The organism is Streptomyces sp. NPDC043876 (assembly GCF_056435825.1).
In genome coordinates this window covers 107,768-121,066 of sequence record NZ_JBWKDV010000016.1, presented here as the reverse complement: position 1 = coordinate 121,066, position 13,299 = coordinate 107,768, and the positions used below count along the sequence as shown (strand labels likewise).

Genomic DNA, 13,299 nt, shown 5'->3' with positions numbered 1-13,299 from the left:
CTCTGCCGGGACATCGCGCCACGCGACACCGGTCCGCAGCACGTACATGACACCGGCCAGTGCCGCCCGGTCGGGAACTCGCAGCCGCCCGGGGTGGCGACGGCGTCGTTCGGGCGCGGGCGGCAGCCGCGGGGCCACCCGCTCCCACAGGTCGTCAGGAACAAGATCAGCACGCACTCTGGACACCCTGCCGAGCAAGATTACCCAGCACAAGACCCGCAACTCAACTCATTCACAAACGATCAGTGAGCCTTTTCAGCGTGGCCACCGATCGGGTGATGACCTTGGTGCCCGCAACGGACAGGGCTCCCGTGCCGTTGGGTGAGGTGTTCGAAGTCTCAACCTGCCGGTCCAGGAGCCCTGTTGGTTTCCTATCCTGCCGCACTCGACCTGCCTCACGCGCTCGTCGAGTGGGTCACGATGCTTATCGTCACCCGTGAGGGTGACCGCCGCTGCAAACTCCCGCCGCACAAGCGCGCACTCGTCGCTCTCGCATACCTGCGCAAGCACGACACTCTCGCGCAGATCGCCGCCGGGTTCGGCATATCCGTAGGCACCGCCCACGCCTACACCACTGCCGTCGTGCGGCTCCTCGCCGACCGGGCGCCGGGCCTGCTCAAGACCCTGCGCGAGCACGACCCGGACTACGTGCTCTTGGACGGCACCCTCAGCGAGTGCGACCGCCTGGGCGACGGACGCGCCGATTACTCCCACAAGCACCGGCGCCACGGTGTGAACGTGCAGGTCGTCACCGACCCCCAAGGCCAGCTTCTGTGGATCTCGCCGGCCGTGCCGGGCCGCGCTCACGATCTGACCGCTGCACGCACCCACCGCATCATCCGAATCTGCGAACGCCAGGGCGTCCCGATCGTCGCCGACCGCGCCTACATCGGCGCCGGCTCCTGGGTCGCCACCGCCATCCGCCGCCCGCCCAACGGCGAACTGTCACCGACCGAACGGACGCTGAACCGGGCACTCGCCCAGGCCCGCGCTCCTGTCGAACGAGGCGTCGCCCGCCTGAAGTCCTGGCGGATCTTCCGCCGGAGCCGCTGCAGCCCGAACCGAATGACGGACATCGCCGCCGCAGTCCTCACCCTGGAGAGGCAACGCTGAAAAGGCTCAGTTACTCCCGCTGGTTCGGCCACAGGGGCCTCGGGCGCTCCGGCGGCACCTGCTGTCGGGACCATCCGCCCCTGCCACAACCGGTCAGGCCTCAGCAACCAAAAAGCCCCCTCGCACGTCCTGCGCTACCCAAATGAAGTGACTGACTGTCACAGCTCCACAGAACCTGAGCCAGAACCATTTCCGTGACCATTTGCAGGGACTCTGATCGCCTACTGACTCCCAACGAGGTGAACAAACGCTGCCGCTGAATGTGAACGAAGCCAGACGTCTCACCGCCAACCATGCGCGAGCTCATTAGGGGCGGAGGCGGCTTCCCGTTCACAGGCGGCCGCCATCGCCGCCGAACCCAACACCCGCCCACGCAAAACGCTCGGCTGGGAAAACCAGCCGAGCGCCTGCATAAACTGCTAGGGGTCTGATCAATCGACCACGTGTCGCCACAGCCCCTGTAACCCGACCTTACTCGCCGGTTTTTACGGTTCAACGCACCACTAACGCTCCCAGTTACTAAGCGCTGCAACCTCCTCAATGGAGGATGCCAGCCGTGCGCCGAATTCGACCGATGACGCCTTAATTTGATTCACCAATGAGCCGCTGGGTACACCTTGACTTGAAGCCGCCGCCTCGCAAGTTAGAAGGTCAATTACTTTACGCTCTGCGTCGATCTCCATTTGAACGAGGGGCCCAACCGGAGGGGCGGCGTCGCCGTATTTTACGATCACAGGCTTCTCTCCTCCCAACTTGAAGTCGAGCATGGAGAGAAGCGACCTGATGGTGTTGACAGCCATCGCGGTCTTTGCGGCAGACGGCCTCAGTGAAACCGCGAGAGCGTTCCCCACCAACGCAACGGATTGAGTCACATAGAACTCAGGCCGAGAAGAATCATCCTCGCCATCCTGAGGTTCCATCTCCAGCTCGTCCAGCGCCTCAGCACACTCATCCTGAGTGGAATCTCCAGCCCCAGCAGCCCAGACAAGCCCGAGCGAGAAGTCGACCCACTCAGACTGCTCCAATCCACCAAGGGCTCGACAGAAGGGAGCACCTCGTTCCGCTGCTGCAGCGCACATGAGCACCAGTTCGGAGTCCGAGGCGTTCGAGATTGCCTGTAGTTCCAGTGAAATCGCCATAGCCCTCTATCCTTCGCTGGCCCAAAAGGTCGTAAATGGTGAGTTCTGTGCGGCATGACCACGAATCCCCGCACCACCCACGCTTATCCCACGAACATTCAGCATGGGCGAACAGATCGCAACGCAAAAGTTTCTCGATGCTGCACCAAATACAGCATGCTCGTTGGGGCCCAAACTGCTAAGTATCCCTTGCTCTGCGTGCCCGGCGCCCTGCACAAATTCCTCGCCCGGGCGAAGAGTCCAGCCGGAAGGCATGGCACCATCACCATTAATTCCGATGCGATTAACGAACGTCTTCGCTTTTGAGTTGAAGACGCCGATGACGGCTGTGGTGCCCTTCACGTCCGCCATGAAATAATCATTGCGGGATGCCTGCAATTCTTCGGCGCGGCCGAGAGCGAGCATTGCATCATCTTCAGTTGCAATGGCAGGACCACAGTTGTGAACGAGGACCGGTATAGCCCCAGCCAGCACATAGTACGTGTGGAGGCCATCGATGGTGAGGTCGTAGGTGGTGGCGTTCGCATGGTAGTGCCGGACAGAGGTTACTCGCGCAGTGCCGCCGGTAGGAGTTTGAAGGACGTCACCGGCCTGGAGGTCCTGGGCGTCCACGAAGGAGGACTGTGTCTGGTCGTAGAAGGGGTGATGGTAAGTGGTGGTGAGAGTGGTGCCGTGGGTCGTGACGTCGCTGACATCTGCAGCGAGGGCGCTGGCAGTGCTATCGGGTGCACTTCCGAGAACGGTGGCGAAGGCCATCACGGATGCGGCCAAGCCCATTGCGGCCTTGTGCAGGGCCCGGGCCTTCGATGCCTGTCCGGGTGCTGAAGGGATGCTGGTGTTCTCGGTGGTGGGGGCGATGGTCAGGTCGACGAAGTCGTGGTCGGTGGTGGTGACGATGACCTTGTCGACCTTGTGGGTCTGGGTCTCGGCTTTGCCCGGTACAGCGTTCTTGATTTCGTCGCCGGCTTTGACCTGGTCGATCGGCTTGGTGGTGCCGTCGGCCATCAGGACTTGGGTGGAGCCGGTGAAACTGTGCGGCCCGCTCGTCGGACAACCGCCCGCGGCACTCTCTCGTGCAGGCGCACTCTCCGCGGAACCCTTGGAGAATCGGGTCTTGGCTGCTGCCGCCCCGGTGAAGAGCATTCCGCCTGCCGCGCCACCGATGGCACCGTCTTCCGCTCCGTTGAGGGCGGCGTTTGCGGCTCCGGACCATGAGCAGCTGGCGGAGCAGGTGAGGCCGTAGTCGGCGGCGCCGGTTACCCCTCCGGATATGCCGCCTACTGCGGCTCCTTCGAGGGTGTTGGTGACGAGTTTGGGGAGTAGTTTGCCGATGGCGGCTTCGGCGAGTTTGCCGCCGAGTGCTCCTCCGAGTGCGCCTCCGATGGCGCCGCCGACGCCACCAATAAGGATTGCGCCGCCGAAGGCTTTGGCTGAGCAGGCTCCGCTTTGGCCGTCCATGCACTTGAAGCCCTGCTCGATGGCTCCGCCGACTTCGCCGGCGAGTGCGCCGCAAGCCGCGGCCCCTACGACGGCTCCGACGCCGCCGGTGGCTGCGCCGAGGGCGACCTCGCATCCGAGGAAGACGGCGGTGCTGGCTGCGAAAGAGACGATGGCCGCCGCGTGGTTCTGGAAGAACGTGGTGGTGGTGTTCACCACTGCGGCAGTGGCGTGGTAGGCGGTTTTGACGACGTTGACGGATTCGCGCACCTGGCTGGTGACGTACGTCGTTGTTTCGTGCCATTTTTTGGTGACGGTTGTCCGGACGGGTCGATACGCGTCGGCTAGCTGGCGTTTGATGGAGGCGAGCTGGCGATGGAGGTAGGCCAGGGTGTCGTCGTATGCGTCAACTGTCGTGTGCCAGGCGCTGGCGGCCCAGTTGTAGGCGCTGCTCACTTGGCTGGAGGCCCAACTCGAGACAGTGTGGTAGGCGCTGGTGGCTGCCTTGACGGTGCTGTGCCACTGCTTGGAGACCCAGTGGGCGGCGTCGCCCCACCAGCTGTGGCCGGTGGGGTCGGTGCGGTTGAGGGGGTTGTCGTCGACGTACACGAAGGGGTTGGCCGCGACGGAGTTGGGTGCCGGATCCAGGGAGACGGTGTCCTTGTTCATGAACCGTCCCACGCCCGGGTCGTACCACCGTGCTGCCATGTTCACCTGGCCGGTGGTGTTGTCGGTCCAGCCGCTCTGATAGCCGAGGCTGCCCGCAGGGGTATTGGTGGTGGCGGTCGGGTTGCCCAGGGGGTCATAGCCACGTGATGCCGTGAGGGCCGTGGAGGCTGCGGTGAAGTTGCCGACTACGTCACCGTGCTGGTCGGTGTAGGCGAGCGTGGAGGTGGCGGTGCCGCCGCCGATCGTGCCGATGGCGAGGAGTGAGCCACCGGGCGTACGGGTGTAAGTGTTCACTCCGTCGGAGGCGACGCTGTTGTCGGCGCCGCTGTAGGCGAAGGTGCGCGTGGCGCCGGTGCTGGAGGTGCTGGTGATGACGCGGTCCAGTGCGTCGCTGAGGTAGGTCTGGGTGTCCTGGGTGACCTGACGGTCGAAAGCATCGGAGGCGGAGTTGATCGATGTGGCGCCGCTGGTTTTCCGGGTGACGGTTCCGCGGGCCGTGTAGGTGTAGGTGCTGACGCCGTCGCCGGTGAGCTGGTTACGGGCGTCGTAGGTGTACACGTTGGCGCCGGACTGGATGCGGTTGCCCGAGGCGTCGTAGCCGTATGCGGTGGTCGCGGTGCCGTTGTTCCAGGAGGTGAGCCGGTTGGCCCAGTCGTAGGTGTAGGTGTTGGAGGCGGCTCCGGCCAGACCGGTGGTGGTCTTGGACGTCTCGTTGTCGTTGCCGTCGTACCCGTAGGCGATGGAGGCCACGGAGGCGCCACTGCTGGTCTTGAGGCTGTCGCCGGTCAGTCTGTGCAGGTGGTCGTAGGTGTAGGTGCGGGTGTTTCCCGTGCCGTACTGGACGGAACTGGGCTGGGAGAGGACGTTGTAGCTGTAGGTGAGTTTGGTGGTGGTGGCCGCGTCGGTGATGGTGGCCAGCCGGTCGGCGTTGTCGTAGGTGTAGGCCGTGGTTCCGGCGGCGTCGGTGCGGGCGGTGGGGAGTCCGTCGTTGTTGAAGGAGAAGGAGCTGGTTCCGCCGCTGCCGCTCACGGTGAGGGGCTGGCTGCGGTCGTTGTAGGTGAGGGTTTCGTTGGTGGCCTGGAGTGTGGTGTCGATCGCCGCGGTGTTGGCGGTGAGCAGGCGGTTGTCCTTGTCGTAGGTGAAGCTGCGGCTCGCGGTGGGTGCTTCGGCGCCGGTGCCTGCCCGGGAGGTGATGTTGCCGAGGTTGTCGTAGCCGACCGTGACTTTGACTCCGCCGGGTGAGGTCTGGGTGACCGGGCGTCCGGCCGCGTCGTAGATGGTGGTCTGGGTGGAGTCAGCGGCGCTGGTGTAGCTGTAGGTCGATGTGGTTGCCGAGGGCTGGATGGTCGACTCGGGCAGGTTCCACGCGTTGTAGGTGGAGTAGGTGCTGTTGCCGCGGCCGTCGGTGAAGCGGGTGCGCTGTCCGGAGGCGTCGTAGCCGAAGGAGGTGGTGATCGAGTGGGTGGCGTCCACCGGCTGCACCTCGCCGGTCAGCAGACCGGTTGCGTCGCGCGTGAAGGTGGCGGTGTGCTGGTTGGCGTCGGTGGCGGACATGGTGCGGCCCATGGCGTCATAGGTCGCGGACTTGCTGGACAGGACGGTGGTGCCGTCGGTGTCGAGTGACTGGACGGTCAACAGGTCACCGAGTTGGTCGAAGGTGACCTTGCTCTGGGTCCCGTCGGGGAGGGTCGTTACGGTTTTGCGGCCCTGGAGGTCGTAGGTGTAGCGGGTGGTGTTTCCCGCGCCGTCGGTGGCCTGGGTCTGTTCGCCGACCTTGTCGTACCCGTAGGAGGCGGTGACGCCGTTGTGGGTCGTGGTGGAGGCCAGGAAGGCTCCGCCCGGGTTGGTGGCGCTGGCTGCGTAGGAGTTGGTGGTGGTGATGGCCGACGGCGTCGGGAACCGCTCCAGGATGGTGCTGGTCAGTTTGCGGCCCATGTAGTCGTACGTGGCCTGGGTCTGGATCCCTGCGGGGTCGGTGGCTGACAGGGCGTGGCCGTTGGGGTCGTACTGGGTGCGGCTGACGCCGTTGTTGGCGTCGGTGACCTGGGAGGTGTCACCGAGCTGGTCGTAGAGGTAGGAAGTGGTGTGGGTCAGCGGGTCGGTGACTTTGGTGAGGTTTCCGGCCTTGTCGTACGTGAGACTGGTGCTGGCGCCGGTGATCGGAGTGCCGCCGCCCGGTGGTGTATACGAGGGCAGGACCTGCCCGGATTTGCGCCCCGAGGCGTCGTAGGCGGTTGTGACGGTGTTTCCGTTGGGGTCCTGGGTTTCGGTCTGATCACCGAAGGTGTCGTAGCCGACCAGGGTGGTGGGGTGTACCAGGCTTGCGGGTCCGCCGTTGGTTTCGGCGTTGACGGCAGGGGCGCTGGTGACGGTGAGTTGTCCGGCCTCGTCGTAGGTGTAGTTCGTGGTGTTGGTGTTGGGGTCGGTCATGCTGGTGGGCAGACCGCGCTGGTCGAGCTTCCAGGTGCTGGTGGCTTCCGTGGTGGAAGCGGTTGTGCCGCCGGAGCGGCCGGCGCCGTAGAGCTTGGCGATGTCGGCGGCGGTGAGAGCGCGGCTGTATGCCTGGACGTTGCCTATCTGGCCGTTGTGGGTGTTGCCTGCCAGGTAGCTGCCTCCGGCCAGTTTGGCGTTGCCGATGGTCAGGGGTCCGTTTGCGTTCCAGGGGCTGGTGTTCGTCGCGGTGCCCGCCAGGGCTCCGTTGACGTACAGACTCATGGTGCTGGTGGAGGAGTTGAAGACACCGACGAGGTGCGTCCAGGTGTTCAGTGCAGGGGCGGTTGGAGCTGATGCCATGGCATAGGTGAGGCCGCTGGTCGCGTCCGCACTCGGAGACTGGAACATCCATTTGCCGAAGTTCGGCGCGTACTGGAGGAAGAATGCCCCGTGGTTGGTGCCGCCCTGGCTGACGATCGTGCGGAAGTTGCTGGTGTCCGTGAGGTTTGCCCAGGCGGAGACGGTGTACGACGCCGCGGTGTTGAGGACCGGCCCGTTGGTGGAGATCCCGCCGGTGGTGCCGTTGAAGGCTGCCGCGCCGTTCGTCCAGGACACGGGCCCGGTGCTCGAGGCGGTGTTTCCGGTGCCTGAGGAGTCGGTGACGGTGGTGCCGGAGGTCTGGTTAAGCGGCCACCAGCCGGCCGGGTGTCCGGCCCCGTCCTCCTGCAGCGTACGGCTGGTGACGTTGCCCATGGGGTCGAAGGTCGTCTTGGTGGTGTGGCTGGCGCCCGTGGCGTCGGTGAGGGTGCTGGTGGCGGGTTTGTCGTCGGGTGTGAAGGAAACGGTGGTCGTGCGGTTCACGCCGGTCGGGTCCACGGTGGTGGAGGTGGGCCTGCTGGCGGCATCCAGGGTGGACTTGGTGACGGTGGCGCCGTTGTTGGTTGCTTGCTGGACGACGTTGCCGGCCGCGTCGTAGGTGTTGGACTGCTGGACGAAGGTTTTCGTGCCGGTGGAGTCGACGCGGGTGACGGTCGCGCTCAGGTTGTTGTCGGTGTAGGTGTAGGCGGTGGAGTTGCCCATCGCGTCGGTGACGGACTGGAGCCGGCCGGCCGGGTCGTAGGCGCGGGAGGTCGTCACCAGGTCCTTGGCAGCCGACGGGTTCACCGGGTCACCGGTGTAGCCCTTCAGGGTCTGTGTGAGCTGATGGCCGTTGGGGTCGTAGGTGTACGCGGTGACGTTTCCGAGGGCGTCTTTGACGGTGGCCTGGTTGCCGTAGGCGTCGTAGGTGTAGTTCTTGATTCCGCCGGTCGCGTCCGTGGTGGTCGCGGCTTCGTCGTACGCGTTGTAGATCGTCGACACCGTGCGGGAGGCGTCGCCGCCGGTGAGGTCGGCGACGGTCTGTGACACGACTTGCCCGTCCGCGTCGAAGACGGTGGTGGTCTGCGCTTGGTGGACGGCCCCGGTGACGCGGTTGGTGGCCTTCGGATCGGTCTGCGATGTGACCCGGGACTCTCCGTCGTAGCCGAAGGAGGTGACCAGGCCTGCCGGGAAGGTGTCCGAGACGGCTGTCTTGGTCAGGACGCGGCCGAGGTTGTCATAGGTGAACTTGGTGACCAGCCCGTTGGGGTCGGTCATCGAGGCGATGTCACCGTTGCGGAAGTAGCTGATCGCGGTGGTCGCGCCGCCCGGTGAGAGCGTCTTGAAGGGCAGTCCCTTGGGCGCGAACCCGCTGTCGGCGGCGGCGTTCGTCGTGCCGTCGGTATAGGAAAGGAGGGTTGACCGGCCCGACGGGAAGCCCGCCACCGGTGGGGTCGTCACCTTCGTGCGGTTGCCCAGGGCGTCGTAGAAGTATGACGTCAGGTAGGTGTTGTCGGTCGCGGATGCGGACCGGCCGTCACGGATGGTGTCAACCAGGTCGTTCAGCGGGCTGGGAGCCAGCTGCGTGCTGGTGGCGTCCGGAAGGTAGGTGGTGTAGGTGGTCGAGCAGGAGTTCGCGGCCTGGTTCTGGCAGGTCGTCTTGGAGACCTCGTTGCCCCGTACGTCGTGGCCCGCGGTGCTGACGTTGCCATTCGGGTCGGTCACGGTGTGCAGGTAGCCGCCGGTGTCGTACCCGTAGGACGTCTTGTTGCCGAGTCCGTCGATCTGGGCAACCATGCGGTTGCCGTTCCACAGGTCGTACTGGTATTTGACCGCCTTGCCACCAGGGTCAGTGACGGTCGCGGTCTGCAGCGGTGCAAGCCCGGTGGAGTTCTGCCCGGCGTTGAAGTGAGCCGCGGCATCCTGGCCCGTGAGCTGCGTGCGGTAGAAGGCGACCTCCGCGATCGAACCGGGGAAGTATCCGAGTTCGTTGGTGGGGTGGTTGGGCCAGTTGCCGCCTGCTTCGCCGGCGCCGATGTACGTGTAGTTCGCGACGCTGGTCAGCAGGGCTGCGGTGGTGCTGCCTGCTTTCGTGCCGTCCAGGTACAGGCTCTGGCCGCTGGTGGCTCCGGCGGCCAGCATGACGTGGTGCCACTTGCCGTCGTTGATCTTCCCCGGCGAGGTCATCATGCCGCTGGTGCCGTTGGTGTCCCAGAACTTGCCGTACAGCTTGCCGTCCGTGCCCACGTACAGGGCCGGTGTCCAGTTGCCGCCGGTGGGGTTGCCGCCGGTCAGTGACTGCGCCATCTGGTCGTACAGGACACCGCCGACGGTGTTGCCGGCAGGCATCTTGAACCACATGTCGACCGAGCCGGGCTGTGTGATGACCTGGTTCGTCGAGGGCAGCTGCATGTAGGACGAGGTGCCGTTGAACGACGCCGCGGTGCTGTCGGCGAACGGTCCGGCCGTACCGAGCGTGACGCCGTTGTACGTCGCGGGGCCGGAGTGGATTTCGTCGTAGGCCTGCGACGCGCCTGCTGAGTCGCCGAGCCGGTAGTAGGTGGCGGGCGCTGCCCCCAGCACGGAAGCCCGGTAGATCTGGCTGGACCCGGTGACGGTGGGCGGCGCCATCGTCCAGGAGCCACCGTTCTCATCGGTGACACCGGTCACCGCAGAGGTTGCCGCGTTGTAGGTGACTGCCGAGTACGCCTTGCCGGAAGGCCGCGTGACCGAGGTCAGCAGGCTCGCCTGCTTCGTACCGGCCTGCTGGAGGGCGGTGACGCTCGCCTGCGACAGCGGCTTGTTGAAGAACGAGACGTTCGCGATCGAGCCGTTGAAGTACGTGCCGTAGAGCGTGCTCGAGTTGGGGTGCGGCTGGTCGGGCCACGCATCGCCGAGGTAGCCGGTTCCCACGTACACGTGGTTGAACTGCCACGGCGCCATGCTGCCGCCGCCATCGGCGCTGTAGCCAGCGCCGGTGCCGACCTGGTTGCCGTCCAGCCACATGGTCTGCGCGGTCCATGATCCGGCAAGTGCCACGTGGTGCCACTTGCCGTCGGTCACGGCGCTGTTGGTTTTGATGGTGCTCATGTCGGTGCCGGCCCGCAGGGTGCCGTTGAGCTTCCCGTCCGTGCCCACGTACAGGACCGGAATGATGTTGCCGGCGGTCTCCGTCGCCTTGACGGCCATGTCGGAGTATGAGAACAGCACCCCCGGCGCCTGTGTGGATGTCTTGAACCACAAGGAGACGGTCTGGGCGGTGGAGCTGCTGGCGTGCAGGTCGGGCAGCTGCACAAAGGAGGAAGTTCCGTTGAAGCCTGCTGCTGTCGCCGGGCTGCCCGCCCCGGGGCCAGGCTGCCCCAGCGTCACGTTGCTGTAGGTGCCGTTGTCGGCGCCCTGCTGGGACAGAACTGTGCTGGCAGCCGTGGTACCGGATGACTCCGACAGGGGCCAGAAGGAACTCGCGCCCTGGTCGAGGACCTGGCTTTGGTACGAAGAGCCCGCGGTGTAGCCGTACTGGGTGCAGTTCGTGCTGCTGGTCGGCGGACAGACCTTGGCCAGCTGGTCACCGGTGTAGGTGTAGGTCCACGTGAGCGGGTCGGCCGTGGTGACCGGGTCGGTGAATACGGTCGCGACGTGCGGCCCGGACGCGCCGACGGGCGTGGACCAGGTCAGGTGCAGTGCGCGCCCGGAGGTCGCGGAGGTGACGGTGGTGATCTTGCCGGATGTCAGGGTGAACGTTTCAGCACGGCCGTTGGCGTCCGTGATGGAGGTGAGTGCGGAGCTTCCGGCTCCCAGCGCCTGTGTGAACGTGTAGGTGGTGGCGTTCTTGTCGGTCAGCGAGTATCCGCCGGTGATGCTCTTGAAGGTCGCGAACCGGCCCTGCGGTGCGGTGAAGGATCCGTCGGAGTTACGGCCGTAACCGATCACCGAACCGTCCGGGTAGGTCACCTGGACACTGCCGACCGCGCCGGACGAGTCGTACTGCTCGGTGGCCTTCGCGTCGAACAGGCTCGACCAGCCAGTGCCGAACGCTCCCGCCGTCCGCGGGTCACGCGAGTTGTAGTCACGCGTCACCGTCAGCGACGGGCCCGGTGATGAGACGTTCGCGTCGGTGGCTGTGGTCGTGTAGTTGCCGATCGCGGGGTTGAAGCCGTGGTTGTCGGTGTTCTGCGAAAGACCGGAGGCGATGATCGGCTGCGGAACCTGGGTCGTCAACTGCTGCCAGTTGGGGCCGGCCGAGTAGTTGGTGCCGTCGAAGGACTGCACCTCCCAGTAATAGGCCTGGCCCCACTTCAGCTTGCCCGCGGGCACGTCGTAGTAGCTGTTGGTGGTCAGCCCCGAATCGGCGAGCTTGTTGCCCGAGGTGTCATAGACCTGGAAGTCGAACTTGGGCGTGACCAACAGGTTGCCGTCCACCGTCCCGTTGGCACTCAACTGCGGGGTGAGCGTCTGCACCGGCGAGTTGTTCGGCGGGCTGGCAGACAGGATCTGCGGCAGCAGCGCACCGGTGTACGTCAGCTTCAGACTCGGGCCGCGCAAGGTGTTGTAGGAGGCGAACTGCTTCCAGTGCAGGTTGTCGTTCGTCGCCGCCGTGACGGCCAGACCGTAATCGTTCGCCGCCCCGCTCGCCCAGTTGTTGAACGGCGTCGTGGACAGGGGCACCGTCAGATAGTCGCCCTTGGACTGGTCGCCGCCGCTGTTGGCGCATCCGTTGGGCACGCTCGGGGTGAGATTGCCGATGGAAGCGCCGTAGGTCAGCCCCGGGTAGGAGGTCACCTTTGACGGTGTCCACGCCTGCGTGACGGGAGAGACGTCAAACCGCTCGGGGGTACATGTGGAGGACCACACATCGAACAGTGTCAGCGAAGCCGCGGACACGTTGGCCCTGGAGCCGTCCAGGCCCAGGTAGGGAAACTGCATGTACGAGATGGCCGAGTGGGGACCGGAGTCGAAGGAGCCGACCTTGGTGGTCAGCTCCATCGAGTGGTCGATGTCGTTGCCCGGCCCCGTCTCCGCATACGTGGTCAGCGCGTGCACGTTGTTGTAGGACGGGTCGACCGTCACCGGGAAGGTACGGGCACTATCGTGCAGCCACGCCGGATCCAGCGTCATGACCAGGGCGGTACGCCCCTGAGACGACTTCAGTTCGTAGCTGACCTTGTGAGTCGTCCCTCGCTCACCGGAAACACGGTCGATCTTCGAGTCATAGGCGTAAGCGGGCGGGATCACGCCCTGCGTCTTACCGGAGGCGTCCACCAAAGTAATGGCGCCGTCCTTCCCCGCGACCGCAGTGAGTCCCTTCAGATCCAGAGGGAACGTCCACACGTTGCCAGCCTGCGGCGAGTGGAGGACCAACGCCTCCTTGAGTCCGACCGTGCTCGGCTCCAGCACGAGGTCCGTCTGAGGAAGCGCACCCTTGTACGTCGCCGTTGAACCGGAGACCACCGGCGCGACAGCCGCCGCGCCCTGCAAGCCGTAGGACATGGCGTGGCCGCTGTCGACGGCCAAGTGCACCAGCGACGTGTCGGAGGCACTTCGGGCGAAGTCGACCGCGCTTGCCCCGGCCGCCTGGTGCAGCCTGCCGTCCGCAGCGTCACGGACGCTCGTGTCGATGGGCTGCCAGGTACCGGAAGCGTCCCTGTAGTTCTTGGGGAGCTGGGTGAGGTCGCGGGTGTATGAGCCGTCGGCGTTCTCGAAGTAGTCCGATGTCGCCGTGGACTTCGACGCGTTCCGCTTGCTGGTGCGGGCATCGAAGCCCAGCGCGTTGCCACTGGGACCCGCCGCGACCTTCCGGGCATACGGCGCGTACTCGGGCAGCTCGCCCTTGCCCTTCCCAGGGGCCTGACCTGCTCCCTTTCCGGCGCGAGTGGAGGCCGCGGATGCCTGGTGCCCGTGTCCGGCAGCAGTGCCCGACTGCTGCTGAGGCAGGTCACCCCAGTGTGGTGACGGCGGCGAGTCCGAGGTGATCCAGTCGGCCAGGGAGGACAGCTTGGGTATGGCGATAGCCGGCAGGGTCGCGCCGGTGTCCATCGCGGTTTGAGTGCTCAGCCACAAAGCAATGGCTGAGAGCATCCCAACGGCAGTGACGCGTCGCAGGCGGCGGAGTCTCCGCGCCTGCTTGGTGGAGCCGCGGAAACGGCGTGGACGC

Annotated in this window: 4 protein-coding genes; 1 reads left to right on the top strand and 3 read right to left on the bottom strand. The window is 65.5% G+C overall.

Annotated elements, in window-relative coordinates; translation table 11 throughout:
- A partial coding sequence (locus AC0693_RS35425; protein WP_478804152.1) for a transposase occupies positions 1-138 on the bottom strand: 138 nt, incomplete at its 3' end.
- A gap of 225 nt (positions 139-363) precedes the next feature.
- Here AC0693_RS35425 and AC0693_RS35420 point away from each other — a divergent pair.
- The gene (locus AC0693_RS35420) at positions 364-1,113 is read left to right on the top strand and encodes a transposase (RefSeq protein ID WP_478804147.1); all 750 of its coding nucleotides are present in this window, start codon (positions 364-366) and stop codon (positions 1,111-1,113) included.
- Between the two features lie 503 nt (positions 1,114-1,616).
- Here the strand turns inward: AC0693_RS35420 and AC0693_RS35415 are convergent.
- Together AC0693_RS35415 and AC0693_RS35410 are read right to left on the bottom strand one after the other, a co-directional pair.
- Positions 1,617-2,252: a hypothetical protein gene (locus AC0693_RS35415; RefSeq protein ID WP_469320974.1), complete on the bottom strand. Its 636-nt coding sequence runs from the start codon at positions 2,250-2,252 to the stop codon at positions 1,617-1,619.
- Positions 2,253-2,258: 6 nt separating this feature from the next.
- Complete coding sequence (locus tag AC0693_RS35410; protein ID WP_478804146.1) at positions 2,259-13,181, bottom strand: LamG-like jellyroll fold domain-containing protein; 10,923 nt, start codon at positions 13,179-13,181, stop codon at positions 2,259-2,261.
- Between the last annotated feature and the right edge of the window lie 118 nt (positions 13,182-13,299).